General features: G+C 59.6%; 16 protein-coding genes. 3 read left to right on the plus strand and 13 right to left on the minus strand.

Annotation, left to right across the window (positions count from 1 at the left end; genetic code table 11):
• Window positions 1–43 precede the first annotated feature (43 nt).
• The 3 genes from rssA to ACN0RV_RS04520 form a co-directional block, all read right to left on the minus strand.
• Entirely contained in the window at window positions 44–985 is a 942-nt protein-coding gene (rssA, locus tag ACN0RV_RS04510) for a patatin-like phospholipase RssA (protein WP_417345966.1), read from the minus strand.
• A 106-nt stretch (window positions 986–1,091) separates the two neighbouring features.
• Window positions 1,092–2,228, minus strand: coding sequence for a helix-turn-helix transcriptional regulator (locus tag ACN0RV_RS04515; RefSeq protein WP_417345968.1), 1,137 nt, complete (start codon window positions 2,226–2,228; stop codon window positions 1,092–1,094).
• On the minus strand, window positions 2,215–3,156 hold the full coding sequence (locus ACN0RV_RS04520) for a helix-turn-helix transcriptional regulator (protein WP_417345970.1): 942 nt from the start codon (window positions 3,154–3,156) through the stop codon (window positions 2,215–2,217). Before ACN0RV_RS04520 ends, ACN0RV_RS04515 begins: the two co-directional genes overlap by 14 nt.
• A 374-nt stretch (window positions 3,157–3,530) precedes the next feature.
• Here ACN0RV_RS04520 and ACN0RV_RS04525 point away from each other — a divergent pair, with 374 nt between their 5' ends.
• Together ACN0RV_RS04525 and rihA are read left to right on the plus strand one after the other, a co-directional pair.
• Window positions 3,531–5,090 carry a SulP family inorganic anion transporter gene (locus tag ACN0RV_RS04525; protein ID WP_417345972.1) on the plus strand — a complete coding sequence of 520 codons (1,560 nt, stop codon included), beginning with the start codon at window positions 3,531–3,533 and terminating at the stop codon, window positions 5,088–5,090.
• Between the two features lie 179 nt (window positions 5,091–5,269).
• Window positions 5,270–6,205: a pyrimidine-specific ribonucleoside hydrolase RihA gene (gene rihA / locus ACN0RV_RS04530; protein WP_417345974.1), complete on the plus strand. Its 936-nt coding sequence runs from the start codon at window positions 5,270–5,272 to the stop codon at window positions 6,203–6,205.
• 80 nt (window positions 6,206–6,285) lie between these two features.
• Here the strand turns inward: rihA and ACN0RV_RS04535 are convergent, their stop codons facing one another.
• The 3 genes from ACN0RV_RS04535 to ACN0RV_RS04545 form a co-directional block, all read right to left on the minus strand.
• Window positions 6,286–7,218 carry a DUF2167 domain-containing protein gene (locus ACN0RV_RS04535; RefSeq protein WP_417345976.1) on the minus strand — a complete coding sequence of 311 codons (933 nt, stop codon included), beginning with the start codon at window positions 7,216–7,218 and terminating at the stop codon, window positions 6,286–6,288.
• A gap of 184 nt (window positions 7,219–7,402) precedes the next feature.
• Entirely contained in the window at window positions 7,403–7,987 is a 585-nt protein-coding gene (locus ACN0RV_RS04540; RefSeq protein ID WP_417345978.1) for an MliC family protein, read from the minus strand.
• A gap of 65 nt (window positions 7,988–8,052) precedes the next feature.
• Complete coding sequence (locus ACN0RV_RS04545; RefSeq protein WP_417345980.1) at window positions 8,053–8,592, minus strand: outer membrane beta-barrel protein; 540 nt, start codon at window positions 8,590–8,592, stop codon at window positions 8,053–8,055.
• A 247-nt stretch (window positions 8,593–8,839) separates the two neighbouring features.
• Here ACN0RV_RS04545 and ACN0RV_RS04550 point away from each other — a divergent pair, with 247 nt between their 5' ends.
• The gene (locus tag ACN0RV_RS04550) at window positions 8,840–9,445 is read left to right on the plus strand and encodes an outer membrane protein (protein WP_417345981.1); all 606 of its coding nucleotides are present in this window, start codon (window positions 8,840–8,842) and stop codon (window positions 9,443–9,445) included.
• Here ACN0RV_RS04550 and ACN0RV_RS04555 read toward each other — a convergent pair.
• From ACN0RV_RS04555 to ACN0RV_RS04585, 7 genes are all read right to left on the minus strand, one after another.
• On the minus strand, window positions 9,437–9,784 hold the full coding sequence (locus ACN0RV_RS04555; RefSeq protein WP_417345983.1) for a hypothetical protein: 348 nt from the start codon (window positions 9,782–9,784) through the stop codon (window positions 9,437–9,439). The genes ACN0RV_RS04550 and ACN0RV_RS04555 overlap by 9 nt on opposite strands.
• A gap of 145 nt (window positions 9,785–9,929) precedes the next feature.
• A complete protein-coding gene (locus ACN0RV_RS04560; RefSeq protein WP_417345985.1) occupies window positions 9,930–10,691 on the minus strand; it encodes an SDR family oxidoreductase in 762 nt (253 codons plus the stop codon).
• A gap of 3 nt (window positions 10,692–10,694) precedes the next feature.
• Complete coding sequence (gene mmsB / locus ACN0RV_RS04565) at window positions 10,695–11,591, minus strand: 3-hydroxyisobutyrate dehydrogenase (protein ID WP_417345987.1); 897 nt, start codon at window positions 11,589–11,591, stop codon at window positions 10,695–10,697.
• 2 nt (window positions 11,592–11,593) lie between these two features.
• A complete protein-coding gene (locus ACN0RV_RS04570) occupies window positions 11,594–12,709 on the minus strand; it encodes an enoyl-CoA hydratase/isomerase family protein (RefSeq protein WP_417345989.1) in 1,116 nt (371 codons plus the stop codon).
• Window positions 12,709–13,482 (minus strand): enoyl-CoA hydratase, encoded by a 774-nt coding sequence (locus ACN0RV_RS04575; protein ID WP_417345991.1) that lies wholly within the window; start codon window positions 13,480–13,482, stop codon window positions 12,709–12,711. Before ACN0RV_RS04575 ends, ACN0RV_RS04570 begins: the two co-directional genes overlap by 1 nt.
• Before the next feature lie 24 nt (window positions 13,483–13,506).
• On the minus strand, window positions 13,507–14,664 hold the full coding sequence (locus tag ACN0RV_RS04580) for an acyl-CoA dehydrogenase family protein (protein WP_417345993.1): 1,158 nt from the start codon (window positions 14,662–14,664) through the stop codon (window positions 13,507–13,509).
• Window positions 14,665–14,676: 12 nt separating this feature from the next.
• Window positions 14,677–16,170 (minus strand): CoA-acylating methylmalonate-semialdehyde dehydrogenase, encoded by a 1,494-nt coding sequence (locus ACN0RV_RS04585; protein ID WP_417345995.1) that lies wholly within the window; start codon window positions 16,168–16,170, stop codon window positions 14,677–14,679.
• Window positions 16,171–16,185: the final 15 nt, after the last annotated feature.

Raw genomic sequence — 16,185 nt, forward strand, 5'->3', positions numbered from 1 at the left:
CACAGCCCCAATAAAAAAGAGGACCAGATGGTCCTCTTTTTTGTCAGCTCTGGCGAGCAAAGCGATCCAGCTCCGCCTCGATGAGGTGACGCACCCTCAGTACCGCCTCCTCCCCGGCAGCTATCGCTTCGCCGGCCCGCTGAAACTCCATGGTGTTGATGTCGCCGACCCTGGGCAGAATCAGTGCCTCCGGAGGATCCCCCATCAGCCGGGCTCGCTTATGCCGCTGCTCCAAAATCTCCATGGACTGGTGCATCACCGCCAGCATGTTGGGTTGTTGAATGGTGGTTGAGGTAAAGCGGTCGGCCAGATCATTAACCAGCTCCTTGCCACTGGCGAGCAAGTCCATAAATCCACTTTCTTTTTCCGGGGCCTCCTCGTCGGGCACATGGGCCACCTCGGTCATCCGAATCGGTTCCGATGAGCCATGGCGCCCATCTCCGTGCAGGTCCACCGCAATCACCAGATCCGCCCCCAAGGAACGACAAGCCGACACCGGCACCGGATTGACCACAGCACCATCCACCAGCCAGCGCTCACCGATGCGTTTGGGTTCCATTAATCCTGGAATGGAGCAACTGGCCCGGACGATGTCGGACAAGGAGCCCTTATCCAGCCACACCTCCTGACCGGAATAGAGATCCGTGGCCACGGCGATAAAGGGCTTCTCCAGTTCGGTGATCTCGCTGATCCCCATCGCCTCACTGGCCGCTTGAAACACCTTCTCCCCGGACACCAGTCCGCCCCGGCGCCAGGTGATGTCCAGCAGCCCCATCACATCCCAACTGGAAAACCCCCGCACCCACTGTTCCAGTTCGTCCAGTTTGCCCGCGGCATAGGCGGCGCCAACGAAGGCACCGATGGAGCACCCGGCCACATGGGTGGGCAGGATGCCGATGCGGGCCAATCCGCGCAATACTCCAATATGAGCCCATCCCTTAGCAGCACCGCTGCCCAGGGCAACACCAATCTTCACATCCGACATAAGCAGTTCCAGTTTGGAGCCATGACTTTAGAATTAGAATAACGACTTACCCACCAGAGCACCATAATGAGGATTAAACGGGTTCGGGCGAGGCTGAGCTGAGGATTCAGGGAAGAGTCAGCAGGGGATCGTGCAATCTTGCGATCAACTGCTGCTGACTGCGCACACCAAACTTACGCAGCAGAGCCTGGATATGGGTTCGCACCGTGGTCTCGGCCACAAAACACTCGTGGGCAATGGAGCGGGCATCCAGCCCCCTGGCCACCAACTGGGCAACCTCCACCTCACGCCCCGACAGCCCCAATTGACGCTGCAACAAATTGAGGTTCAGATGGTGAAGCCGATCGGAGTTTCGAAGCAGCACCAGGGCTTTGAGACTGGCGTCCTCAAAACTGTGAGAGGCGGCGCACCAGGGCCTGACCAGCAACTCAACCCCCTGAGGCTCCTCGCCGATGCGAATCGGGGCAACCTTGGGAATGCTGCGAATATCCAGTATGCCACAAGCCTGTCTCAATGCCTCCAGCAGCTTTTTCTGACCCTGCTCCCCCTTGAGTTGCAACTGCCCTGAGGAGAGCCGGGCCAGCCCGCTCTCCAGCAGCAGGGTTTCCGCCTCGCCATTGAGATAATGCACCCGCCCCTGACTGTCACACACCAGAGCCCCCACCCCAATTTCGTCCAGATGTCGGAACGGCGATCGGGAGGGCAGCCTGTGGTAGCGACTCAGTTCATCCATCTGCAGGCTCTGGGTCAGGTGAGGCATCAGCAGATCCAGCCGCCGAACATGCTCAGGGGCAAACAGGGCCTGGTCTCTGTCCCGGAAGAAGGAGAGCCTGAACACCTTATCGCTGCCCGGCAGAGAGGCGTACCCCCCACAGATATGAGCAATTCCATAGTGGCGGTTAAAATCGTTGTAAATCTCCGATTTGAGGTAGGTGCCGTAGTCCACGGCCTCCTGGGAGCAATAGAAGTGGCCCTCTTTGAGAGAGTCGGACTCCATCAGGGCTTCGGCCAGAATATCCTTTTCATGGAAATAGGCGTTGTAATCAAGAATCCCTTCAAACCCCAAGTCGGCCAGGCTGTCGGCCCGCAGGCTCTGGCGGTCGACCAGAGTCACCCATCCGGCATTGGAACCACTGCCCTCCAGCAACTGCTCCAGCCAGTAATCCCAGTGACCACCATGAATGACCCCCTGGTAGAGCGTTACGATCAGCTCATTGAGGTTCTGATCACTAAGCCTGGGCATCCAGCAACTCCCTTCGACGGTGCAGTCCGCTCCACTCAAGGCCATTGAGGCCACCATGCATCTTCACCATCAGTTGGTTCAGGCTGCGACTGCCACTTTTCAGGAGAATCTTACGAATGTGGGTTCTGACGGTACTCTCCCCCACATACAGCCTCTGGGCAATCTGTTGAGGCAGATGCCCCTGAGCCAGTTCCACCGCTACCAGGGCTTCCTTTCGGGACAGGTGATAGAGCGCCATAACGTACTCTGCAGAGAAGGCGCGCCCCTGTTTCATCGGACGCATCAGCACCAGCACCTCCTCATCCCGGGGAGGGTGCACCAGAACCTGAAGTTCCATGCCGCTCAACTGACTGGTGACCCAATGACTGTCTCCCCCGGCCATCACCCTTCGGAACAGTAAAGCCAGCGACTCTGGAAGAGTGTCCACATCGCCGAGTAGGCGCTCAGCGTCCGGGTTGCAGAAACGGACCTGCCCTTCGGGAGAACAGATCAGTGCGGCAGTGTCGGTAGGCATCAGCAGATATTGGCGCTCGCGACCATGACCATAAAGCACCTTGCTCCATTGACACAGGTGAGGCCAGAGCAGCGCAAGTTCGGGGGCGTGCCACAGCGTATCATCGGCCCATAACCACAGGCCATAGGGCGTCGACGGGTCATAAAACCACCCTCCCCGGTCTTGGCGTTCGGCACAGGCAAGCCCCTCATCCACCGTGTGAATAAAGGCACTGAGATTGGAACGGGCCGCAGACGGCAGGGCACCATGGCTGCACAGCAACAGGGGTAACTCTGATTCCTGTTCTACCACGGCCAGAGCCATGGACGAACAAGCCAGCAGTTCGGCCAGTTCCTTAAGCCACAGTTGCCACAGTTCCTCATTAAGCCCGGTGAGATAGAATTTCCTTATCAGGGGATTCAGCTTGGTGATCACCTAATCATTCCTCCATGAACTTCCCTTAAAATGTGCGCAATCGACTTAAAAATCAACCACCAACGCCAAATTACCGACCATCGCCAAAATCCAGTCACACCCTGAAAAACAGCAGATGCTTCGCATGACCCCTTCTAATCCAAGAATTAACCTGGGGATAACCGCCCGATATGCCTTAGATAATTTGTTTCCAGACACCAGAAATACGCCTGTAGCTCAGGCCTAAAGGTTAAAAACAGTGATATCCGGGCGTATTGACCGCGTTACCCCGCAAAGGCAACAAAAACGCAATTTTCTTTGACTATCCTCCCTCGAGCTGTCAGACTTCGCGGCTTTTTAATGTGCAATAGATCACCTGGGGGTAGTACCAATCGATGTTTGAGCTAAGAAGCAACCCGGATGCCTCGGCCAAGGCGGACATTCTCTCTGGCCTGACCGTGGCCCTGGCCCTGGTTCCTGAGGCCGTCGCCTTCGCCTTCGTGGCTGGTGTTGAGCCCATGGTTGGCCTCTACGCCGCCTTTATGGTTGGCCTGATCACCTCCATCATCGGTGGTCGCCCTGGCATGATCTCCGGTGCTACCGGTGCACTGGCGGTGGTCATGGTCAGCCTGGTGGCCCAGCACGGTGTCCAGTACCTGTTCGCCACCGTGGTGCTGATGGGTCTGATTCAGATCGGTGCCGGCGCCCTGAAGCTGGGTAAGTTCATTCGTCTGGTTCCCCACCCGGTAATGCTGGGCTTCGTCAACGGCCTGGCTATTGTGATCTTCCTGGCCCAGCTGGGTCAGTTTAAGGTGGCCGACGCCGCCGGAGACATGGTGTGGATGCGCGGAGAGCAGCTCTATATCATGCTCGGCCTGATTGTGCTCACCATGGCGATCATCCGCTTCCTGCCCAAGCTGACCACCGCCGTGCCCTCCTCTCTGGTGGCCATTGTGAGCGTGACCGCACTGGTTCATCTGACCGGCATCGAGACCGGCACCGTGGTGGACTTCGTGCGCAACATGACTGGCGATCCCCAGGCCAGTCTCTCCGGCAGCCTGCCAGAATTTGGCATCCCCATGGTGCCCTTCAACCTGGATACCCTGATCATCATCCTGCCCTACGCCCTGATTCTGGCGGCCATCGGCCTGATTGAATCTCTGCTGACCCTGACTCTGGTGGACGAACTGACCCAGACTCGCGGCCAGGGCAACCGGGAATGTGTCGGCCAGGGCGTGGCCAACGTGGTCACCGGTTTCTTCGGTGGCATGGGTGGCTGCGCCATGATTGGCCAGAGTATGATCAACATCAACTCCGGCGGCCGCACCCGCCTCTCCGGCTTTACCGCCGCCGTGGCCCTGCTGGCCTTTATCCTGTTCGCCAGTGACCTGATTGAGATGATCCCCCTCGCCGCCCTGGTGGGTGTGATGTTTATCGTGGTACTGGGTACCTTCGAGTGGTCCAGTTTCCGCATCATGCGCAAGGTGCCGCGCTCCGACGCCTTTGTGATTGTGCTGGTGTCTGCGGTCACCGTGGCGACGGACCTGGCCATTGCCGTTCTGGTGGGTGTGATTGTCGCCGCCCTGCGATTTGCCTGGGATCACGCCACCCACATGGTCATCAACAGCAAAGAGGACAACTTCGGTCGCAAGATCTACCTGGTGAATGGCCCGCTGTTTTTCGCCTCCACCACCAGCTTCCTCGAGCAGTTTGACGCCAATGATGACCCGGATGAGGTGATCGTCGACTTTGGTGGCTCCCGGGTCTGTGACCACTCCGCCCTGGAGGCGATCGACACCCTGGCCGAGCGCTACATGAAGCTGGGTAAGCACCTGCACCTGAGACATCTCTCCAACGAGTGCCGTACCCTGCTGCAGAAGGCCGGTAACCTGGTTGAAGTGAACGTCATAGAAGACCCTACCTACAAGGTGGCGGTGGACGATCTGGGCGGTTAATCCCGGCTTGACCTCCGAGTGCGCCGCAGCCTGTCTGCGGCGCACTGCGTTTAGGGCAAACGTGATTCACCCGTCAGTAGTGGTGTTCACCGACACTATCATGGTTCCTGCGCCATCCCCGTGATAGCGTGTCTCCTTCGACCATGCAGCCGCTGTGCGGCCCAACCTCAGGAGACCCCATGGGCAGACCCTTTATTCTCGACTGCGATCCCGGCCATGACGACGCCATCGCCCTGATCCTTGCCCTGGCCTGTGCCGAACTGGAACCCTTGGCAGTGACCACCAGTGCAGGCAACCAAACCCCGGATAAAACCCTCAATAACGCCCTGCGCCTGCTGACCCTGCTGGACCGTAAAGAGATTCCCGTCGCCGGTGGTGCCCAGAAACCCCTCTCACGGGAGCTGATCATCGCCGACAACGTTCATGGAGAGTCCGGCCTGGACGGGCCCAAGCTGCCAGATCCTGGCTTCGAACCTCTGGCCATCAACGCCGTCGAGCTGATGGCGGCAAAGATCGCCGCCAGCGATAAACCGGTGACCCTGGTGCCCACCGGCCCCCTGACCAACGTCGCCCTGTTGTTGGCCGGTCACCCTGAGCTGCACGCCAAGATCGACCGCATCGTGCTGATGGGCGGCGCCGCCACCCTGGGTAACTGGACGCCGGCGGCAGAGTTCAATATCTATGTGGACCCTGAAGCTGCAGACATGGTGTTCAAATCCGGCATCCCCATCACCATGTGTGGCCTTGAAGTCACTCACCAGGCACAGATCATGGACGAGGACATCGAGCGCATACGCGCCATCGACAACCCCATCGCCCAGGTGGTCGCCGAACTGCTGGACTTCTTTATGATCTACCACAGGGATCCCAAGTGGGGCTTTACCGGCGCGCCACTGCATGATCCCTGCACCATCGCCTGGCTGGTGGCCCCCGAGCTGTTTGAGAGCCGGGATTGCTGGGTCGGTATCGAGACCCGGGGGGAATACACCCAAGGGATGACCGTGGTGGATTACTATCAGCTCAGCGGCAAACCCGCCAACGCCACAGTGGTCACCGGTCTCAATCGTGAAGGCTTTGTGGACCTGCTGGCAGAGAAACTGAAGCACTACGACTAAGCCAAAGTAAGGTAAAGAACAAAGGGGCCCCAAGGCCCCTTTTTTAATTACCGCCAGGTGGTAGTGAACTTACCGGCTGATCACGCCTGCTTGTTTCTGCCAAACAGCTTTTTCCCCAGAGCCCCGAGACCTGCAAGAATGAAGATCCAGCCCTTTTTCAGAAACAGCATCAACACCGTCAGAAAGCCGGTTTTGGCCAGCACCTTGCCGGTAATCAGCGCACCAACACCGTAGGCCGCGACCTCGTCAATGTCCGGATTAAACTCATCATAGGTGTTGCCCGGATCAAACTTGGTCATGGCCATCACCGCATCCAGATTGGCATCGATTTCTGATTTCTGACTCATATCAGCGATGTAGTTGAGCACCAACACCCCCTGACGGCCCAGGGCGCGAATGTTGTAGTTGAGGATATTCTGCTCCGCCTCGCCAAATCGGATCTCCTTGGCCCAGTGCAGCTTATGGGTCTGCTGGTCGTAATAGGGCTCTGAGGCCCAGCCCACCAGCTCAATCGGGTCGTAGCCCTCCTTGACCCGATAGTCGCTCTCCTCCTTGGTGTCACGCTTCATCTGGGACAGCAGCTCACTGTAGTCGATCTTGGAGGCGTCCTCGTCGGACACATAACCATCGGCCTCATACTCGATGGTCACCGCCCAGGACTCGGCGTCAAACGGGGTCACCCCAGCAGGAAACAACATACCCAGGGGCTTCTGGCCTGGCGGGTTGCCCCACACATCCACCAACACCGTCTGCGCATCTTCAGGGCCCAGGAAGTAGAACTCGTCGCCCACTTCCAGAGTGGCGGGCGCCCCATCCAGCTTGATCTCCCCGGTGCGTTTGTCCAGAGACTCCCAGGTCTCTTTGGCCCAGGCCCAGTACTGCTCCTCCTCAGACAGCACCTGCTGCTGGGGCTGGGATTCGGCTTCGCTCTGCGGTTGTGGGTCTGCGGCCATGGCCGGCAGGGTCAGTGGCAACGCCAGGCCCAACAGGCCAGCGGCGATAAGCTGTTTCATGATGCGTCCTTGTCAAAAGGGAAAATTATCCGATCTCTAAGCGAAGCCCTGAAACTTACGCAGCCGGAGTCTGCACAGGCAAAGTCGCACGTGCATCTATGTTTGAGATGGCAATATACACAAAATCAATACCCTGGGCTGGCGTCAGGGTCACAGATCTGGTCTCAAAAAGACCAAGACAGGCTTAAGGTTGGGCCTGAACGCAAGTCAGTGGCTCGACGCCATAGCCCCACACCAGGCTTGCCTCGCCGTGATGTTCCCAGTAGCTCTCGTTCTGCCCCTGATAACGACTGCCACTGGCAGCCGGCTGCTGGAACATCAGGCTGCTCTGCTGGCGAAAGCGCACCTGGGCCGTAGGAATCAGGCTGGGATAAAAAGAGACAGACAGGGACTCACTTCCCCCACCACAGAGAAAGTCCGCACTGGCTGAAACAGGCAGCAATTGATACTGGGCTTGCAGCTCACTGATTCGGGTGCGGTAACTCTCCCTGACACAGCCTTGAGGATCGCCGCTTTTCCAGCACTGATTGCGCCCCTTTATCCAACCCCGTTGATACGCCGGCAAAATGTCAGACTCCTTTGACTCAGCCACTGCAGCGGCATACGCCCGGTCCAGCTGAGTATCCAGCTGTGCCAGCTCTGGTGTCTGACAAATCAGTGTCTCTATGCCGGAGAGCCCGGCGGCGTCACAGGAGAAACTGGGTGAGGAAGGGGCAGCACTGCAGGCGCACAAGGCCAGACAGAAAGAGGAGGTCAGCAGGTGTCTCATAGAACCTGGGATACAAAATGAAGGAGTGCTCTAAGCCTACCACAGAGAGGCACTCCTCCTTGTCATCAGAAGCGGTAGCTGAGGTTGTAACCGAAGCTGACCAGCTCGGTGTCACTGCCAAGTTTTCTGTAACTGGCGCTGACCCCGAGGCCCAGCCCCATGTCAAACTGGTAGCGCCAACCCAGGGTCATGCCCCCACCCAAGCCGCTGTCGTCCCACAGCCTGCGCCCTTCAGAGGTTTCTACATCGTAATCATACTGAATCGCCCTGAGGGTGGCATAGAGGGAGTTGCGCTGACTCACCCAGGCGGTGCCCCGCGCCGTCAGTTCCCAGGCCGAATAGTTAAAACTGCCATCATCGATGCCCACCAGCAGTTCGACGTCCATGCCATCTCCGGCAAGATAGTCGATGCCCAGGGCAAAGTTCTCATTCAACAGGTATTCGTAGCCAATGTACCCCTGAAAGGCCAGCTCCTCGTCCGGAGACTCTCCGCGAAGCTCCTGAATTCTGGCAAACTCCCCTTGTACTTCAAACTGATGGCTTGGCTCTGCCGCCTGTACCCAGAGTGGGCAACTCAACAACACTGCAGCGACAAGGTGCTTCATATCCATTTCCTTTTCTTGTTGATGTCAGTCTCTGTCGTCCGAAATTGCTACTGCCCGAACAACAAGCCCCATGAATACACCCGCGACTCGATTGCCTCAATGAGTTCTTTGATCAACAGCCAAAAGAAAAGTCAGGATCACGAACCTGACTCGATTCCCCATTTAAACCGGATTGAAAAACTGAAGTGTTTTAGGGAGAGAGTTTGGTCTAGAGTAAAAAAGTCCCTGAAGGAACAGGAGAACTCCCTTGAACAAGCCATCACTTATCACCCTGCTGGTACTAACCTCGACGCCAGCGCACGCCGATTACTTTATCGCCCCCTTTGCCGGCTACAGCTTTGGTACCAGCGACATCGAACTCAGCCGCAGTGACAACGCCGACGAATTCGATCTGGGCATCGATGAAGCCGGCCATGGCGGCATCATGCTGGGCACTCAAGTGGATGACACCGGCACCCTGTTCCTGCTGTACAGCCACCAGTCCACCCGGTTCAGCCAGTTGGTGCCCGGCCAGGGAACCGATGACCAGCTTGAGGTGGATTATCTGCACCTGGGCGGCAGCCGCTACTATCCCCTGAACGACTTCAGTCCCTATGTCACCGGCAGCCTGGGTCTGACCCAGTTTCGTCCCAAATCCGGCTCCAACGACACCCGCTTCTCACTGGGTATCGGGACCGGCCTGGAGTACCGATTGACGCCGACCCTGGCCCTGTTTGCCGAACTGCGGGGAATGGCCACCTTTACCGACTCCAGCGGCAGCCTGATCTGTCAGGATGAGGGGTGCGTGTGGCGGGTAAAGACCGATCTCTGGTGGCAGGGCCAGGCCAACATCGGCCTCAGCCTGTCATTCTGATGACACCCCCAGGCTCTGCGCCGCCTGCATCTTCAACCAAAACTGCTGCTGGCAGGGATTGGAGAAGCTCTTCTGATTGGGGCTGATGGCGAAACCTCTGTTGTTGAGCACTCGATAACTGATCCAGCACTCGGCACAGAGTTGATCAGCAGATTCCTGCTGCTCCTGTTCGCGGCGATACAGGAGCTCCACACCATTACTGAACCGGTACAGGCTCTCCTTGACCCTGACCTCGGCCAGCTCATCGCTATGATCAACCAAGCGGTCAATAGTATCCACCAGGCGCACCGGGCTGGCGCCCCCTTCGATGGCACTGATATAGGAAAAAAGTTGTTCCATAGACCCCTCTTCGCAGCAGAGAAACAGGAGCAGTCTAGAAACTTCAGGCTGAATTACAACCCATAAACTCTGGGGTTATCTTTCTGATAGATAAAGAAAAGCGCCAAAGATCTCACTTTGGCGCTTGAACTCGGAACAGCAAAGATCAGAGACGAATGCCGCCATCCACCTCGATGCAGCGCCCGGAGAAGTAATCATTGGCCACAATAAACTCCACCGCATGAGCCACCTCCTCTGCCAGCCCCAGGCGCCGGACAGGCACCATGTCCACCAGGCGCTGCAGCGCTTCCGGTTTCATGGCGTCGGTCATCTCGGTCTTGATCACTCCAGGCGCCACCACACCGGTGCGGATGCCGTAACGGGACAGCTCCCGAGACCAGCCCACGGCCATGGTGGCCACCGCCGCCTTGGAGGCGGAATAGTTGGTCTGGCCGATGTTGCCCGCCTTGGCCAGGGAGGAGATATTGATGATCACCCCGCGACTGCCGGTCTCCACCATCACTGCCGCCGCCTCACGGCCACAGAGGAAGGTACCGGTGAGGTTCACGTCAATCACCCGCTGGAACTGTTCCAGACTCATCTTGGCGGACACCTGACCGTCGCGGGCCTTGATCAGCATGCCGTCCATCAAAATGCCCGCATTGTTGACCAGCACATCCAGGGCACCAAAATCAGCTTTGATGGCGGCAAAGGTCTGCTCCACCTGGGCTTCATCGGTGATGTTCACCTGATAGCCCTTGGCGTCCATCCCCTTGGCGGCCAACTCCTGGCAGGTCTGGTCCAGGATCTGGGCCTGGATATCCAGCAGCACCAGCTTGGCCCCCTGGCTGCCAAGGCGTTCGGCCATGGCCAGACCCAGCCCACGGGCACCGCCGGTGATCACCACTACCTTGTCTTTGAGTTCCATCTGTTACTTCCCTTGTTGATGTTCAAACTGTTCAAAGATGCTGGAGAAATCCCGACCGCCATTGCCCTTGGCGGCGTGCAGGCGGAACAAACTGGTGGCCAGAGACCCCATGGGAGTAGAACTGTGACTGTCGGTGGCGGTCTGCATCGCCAGGCCGAGATCCTTGCACATGAGATCCACCATAAAGCCGCCCTGGTAGCCGTTGCTGGAGGGCACATTGGCCATCACATCCGGGCAGGGATTGTACTTCTCCAGGGTCCAGTTACCTCCGGAGCTCACCTTGATGATCTCCGACAGCACCTTGGGGTCCAGGCCGTTGTGAATGCCCAGCTGCAGCGCCTCACTGGTGCCGGCCATCAGCACCGCCAGCAGCATGTTGTTGCAGATCTTGGCCACCTGGCCGGCACCGGCGGCGCCGGCGTGGAAGATGTTGGCGCCCATGTTCTCCAGGATAGGGCGGGCCCGGCCAAAGCCGGCTTCGCTGCCCCCGCAGATGAAGGTCAGGGTGCCCGCTGCGGCACCCGCGGTGCCGCCGGAAACCGGGGCATCCACAAACTCGATGCCCCGCTTGGCAGCCGCCTCGGCCACCACCCGGGCACTCTCGGCATCGATGGTGGAGCTGTCAATCAGCAGGGTGTCCTGAGAAACGGTCTGAATCAGGCCGTCCTCACCCAGATAGAGGCCACGCACATGCTTGCCGGCAGGCAGCATGGTGATCACCACCTCGGCACCGGCAGCGGCACCGCAGCTTGAGTTACAGGGGATGGCGCCCTGCTCGGCGATGGCGTGCACCGCATCGTGATTCAAGTCGAACACCCGGACCGTGTGGCCCGCTTTAACCAGGTTGAGGGCCATGGGGCCGCCCATGTTGCCCAGTCCGATAAAGGCGATGGTAGCCATAACTACTCCTTGTTCCAGTTGCTCAATGGGTGCTCGCCCCAGGGGGGCGTCACCATGGCGTCAATGTGGGCCGCCGGTACCTCGGCAGCGCTGGTAAAGCGCCAGCTGGGCTGGCGATCCTTGTCAATCAGCAGGGCTCGTACCCCTTCGACAAAGTCGCCCATCTCGGCGCAGCGCACCGACAATACCAGCTCATGCTCAAACACCTGCTCCAGGGTCATATCCGCCCCCTGAGTCAGCTGGTGCCAAATCAGATGCATGGTGATGGGACTGCCTGTGGCAAAGGTTTTTACCGCCCTGTCGAGCCACTTTTCGTCACTCTCAAAGCCGCTCAGCCGCTCCACCACACTCTGCAGCTGATCACCGGCCATCAGATCATCGATATCTTTCTGGCGCGCCGATAACACGCTGGCCGGCAAGGCAGCTTCATCCTGCTGCTGATAGCCGCCGAGCAGGTCATCGATCAGTGCCTTGGCATCGTGGTTGTGCCACTCCAGGTGACACAGGTCAGTGAGCAGTTGCTTACGGCGGAAGTCCGCCACGGCAAAGTCCGCCAGCCCCACATAACGGGCGTCCAGGCCATTCATCTGGTAACCGGTCAGCCCCAGGAAACGGCCGCAGTGACCGGGCATCCGGTTGAGAAACCAGGTGCCGCCCACGTCAGGATAGAGGCCGATGGTGATCTCCGGCATGGCGATGCGGGAACTCTCGGTGACGATGCGGTGGCTGGCACCGGCCATCAGGCCCAGACCGCCGCCCATGACGATGCCGCCTCCCCAGAGAAGGATAGGCTTGTCATAAACATGGATCAGATGGTCGAGACGATACTCCCGGGTAAAAAAGGCTTCCACCTCGGGCACCCGCTGACCCGGGTGGGCCACGCAGGCGTCGTACATGGCGCGGATATCCCCGCCGGCACAAAACGCCTTGTCCCCGGCGCCATCGAGGATGACGCACTTGATCTCCTCCCGCTGCTGCCAGTCGAGCAGGGTCGCGTAGAGGCGATCCACCATCTCCAGGGAGAGGGCGTTGAGTGAGCGCTCACTGTTTAGGGTCAGGTGGCCAATCAGGGCGCCGCCGGCGCCCTGATGCTCCTGGATTCGAACCAGCTCACTCATCAGCAGTTCTTCCACTCGGGGGCACGCTTCTCAAGGAAGGCGTTCACCCCTTCGGCCTGATCTTCGCTGTCAAACAGGTCCAGGAACAGCTCCCGCTCCATCACCAGAGCCTGGCTGCGGGGCATGCTGCGCCCACTTTGCACCAGGGTCTTGCAGGCAGAGACCGCCACCGGGCTCTGCTTGCCCACCTTCTCCGCCAGAGTCAGGGCCGTGTCCAGGGCACACCCCGTATCCACCACCTCCTCCACCAGGCCGATGGAGAGGGCGCGATCCGCCTTGATGCGTTCGCCGCAGAGGATCATCCGCTTGGCCCAGCCCTCACCCACCAGAGCGGTGAGGTTCTGGGTTCCGCCGGCGCAGGGCAGCAGTCCCACTGTGGCTTCTGGCAGGGCCATCTGCGCCTGGGATTCTGCGATGCGAATGTCGCAAGCCAGCGCCACCTCCAGACCACCGCCCATGGCGTAGCCGTTGATGGCGGCGATGGAGACGCCGCGGAAGGCGGACAGGGCCTCAAAGGCACGGCCAAAGGCGCGGGCCATATCGGCGGCCACGCCCTTGTCACCCTCGGCAAACAATTTGAGATCGGCACCGGCGGAGAAGAACTTGTCCCCCTCTCCGGTGAGCACCAGGGCGTAGATATCGCGGTCGGTGTTCAGCTCGCCCACCAGTTGCTGCAATTCACCCAGGCTCTGCTGGGTCCAGGTGTTGGCGGGCGGATTGTTGATGGTCACCAGGACGGTGTGGCCCCGGCGCTCCAGTTTGAGAAATTCCATCTTCATGGCTCCTTGTGAGCGTGATTATTCGATTTGGCCAGCATTCTCATCCAGCAGACGACGGGCAACGATGAGGCGCATGATCTCGTTGGTGCCCTCCAGGATCTGGTGCACCCGCACATCGCGCACATGGCGCTCCAGTGGATACTCCTGGATATAGCCATAGCCGCCGTGGATCTGCAGCGCTTCATTGCAGACGGTAAAGCCCACGTCGGTGGCAAACCGCTTAGCCATGGCGCAGTAGGCGGTCTTTTCCGGATCGTTGCTGTCCAGTTTGAACGCCGCCAGGCGCACCATCTGCCGGGCGGCCACCAGCTCAGTGGCCATGTCCGCCAGTTTGAACTGCAGGCCCTGGAAGGCCGCCAGAGGCTTGCCGAACTGCTTACGCTCCGCCATATACTGCTGAGCCCGTTCCAGGGCCGCCTGGGCGGTGCCCAGGGAGCAGGCGGCGATGTTGATGCGGCCGCCATCCAGCCCCTTCATGGCGAAGGTAAAGCCCTGGCCCTCCTCCCCCAGCAGGTTCTCCGCCGGCACCCGCACATTGTCGAAGGTCACCAGGCGGGTGGGCTGGGCGTTCCAGCCCATCTTCTCCTCCGCCTTACCATAGACGATCCCCTCGGCATCGGCAGGCACGGCGATGGCGCTGATCCCCTTGGGGCCCTCGGCGCCGGTGCGACACATCACCACCAAAAGCTCGGTGCTGCCGGCACCGGAGATGAACATCTTGGAGCCATTAATCACATAATGATCACCGTCCCGTTCCGCCTTGGTGCGCAGGGAGGCGGCGTCACTGCCGGCCCCAGGCTCGGTCAGGCAGTAGGACGCCAGTTTCTCACCGGTCACCAACTGAGGGCACCAGGCATCCTTCAGGGCCTGGGTGCCCCAGGAGGCCACCATCCAGGTGGCCATATTGTGGATGGTGATCATGGCGGTGGTGGCGGTGCACCCCTTGGAGAGCGCCTCGAAGATCAGCGCCGAGTCCAGGCGGGACAACCCCATGCCCCCAGCCTCTTCCGGGGTGTAGAGGCTGCAGAAGCCCAGTTCACCGGCGCGCTGAATCACATCCTTGGGGAAGTGGTGGTCTTTGTCCCACTGCCCGGCATAGGGAGCCAGCTCCGCCTCGGCGAACTGCTTGGCCACCTCGATAAAGGCCTGCTGGTCTTCAGTCAGGTTGAAGTTCATATCGGCTCCCTCTTACTTCAGCGCAATGGTCAGGTTCTGACCGGCGACGATGCCGGACTCTGGCCAGCGGGCGGTAATGGTCTTGGTCTCGGTGTAGAAACGCACCGCCTGCTTGCCATAGGCATGCAGGTCGCCGTAGAAGCTGTTCTTCCAGCCAGTAAAAGAGAAGAACGGCAGTGGCACTGGGATGGGCACATTGATCCCCACCTGGCCCACTTCGATCTCATGCTGATACTTACGCGCCGCGGCGCCGGAGTTGGTGAAGATGGATGTGCCGTTACCGAAAGGGTTGGCGTTGATCAGCGCAATGGCGTCGGCCAGGGTGTCCACTTCTGTGGTGCACAGCACAGGACCGAAGATCTCCTCCTTGTAGATGCGCATCTGGGGAGTGACGCCGCTGAACAAGGTAGGCCCCACCCAGTTGCCGGACTCATGGCCCTCGACGGTGAAATCGGACCCATCCAGCAGACAGTTGGCGCCTTCCTCCTTACCGGCCTGAATCAGCTCCAGCACCCGAGCCTTGGCGGCAGGGTTGATCAGCGGGCCATAGCCGGCCCCCTCGTCGTCCCACAGGCCCGGGCGCACCTTGGCCAGGGCCTCCTTCAGTTCGGGGATCCACTGTTTGGATTCGCCCACAAACACCGCCACGGAGATCGCCATGCAGCGCTGACCGGCGGCGCCCACGGACGCCCCCACCAGCTGGTTAATCACGGTGTCCTTGTCCGCATCGGGCATCACCACCATGTGATTCTTGGCACCGGCGAAAGCCTGCACACGCTTGAGATGCTCAGTGCCGGTCTTGTAGATGTACTGACCCACAGGCACCGAGCCCACGAAGGAGATCGCCTTGATGTCCGGGTGGGTGAGGATGCCGTCCACCACCTCTTTAGCGCCATGGACCACGTTCAGCAGCCCCTTGGGTGCACCGGCCTCTTCAAACAGCTCGGCCAGCAGCATGGGGGTCATGGGGTCCTGCTCTGAGGGCTTGAGTACGAAACCGTTGCCACAGGCGATGGCCATGGGGAACATCCACAGGGGGATCATCGCCGGGAAGTTGAAGGGGGTGATGCCAGCGCACACACCCAGAGGCTGAATGTAGCTGTAGGTGTCGATACCACGGGCCACGTTCTCCACGGTCTCGCCCATCATCATGCTGGCAATGTTGGCCGCCTGCTCCGCCACCTCAATGCCACGCCATACATCCCCCTTGGCGTCGGCAAAGGTCTTACCGGTCTCCTGGGCCAGCACCTTGGCGATGCGGTCGTGATTCTCCTTCAGCAGGTGCTGATAGCGCAGCATCAACCGGGCACGATCGGACACCGGGGTCTCCCGCCACTGCTCCTGAGCCGCCTTGGCGCTGGCCACCGCCTGGTTCACTTCCGCTTCGGTAGCACAGTTCAGTTGGGCAATGGGGCCGTTATCGGCCGGGTTGGTCACCTGAATCTGCTGCTGACCGCAGCCATCGGTGTATTCACCGCCGATCAGGTGCTTCACTTGTGTGGTCATTGTTGCTTCTCCCGT

Source organism: Ferrimonas sp., from assembly GCF_048263965.1.
GTDB lineage: Bacteria > Pseudomonadota > Gammaproteobacteria > Enterobacterales > Shewanellaceae > Ferrimonas.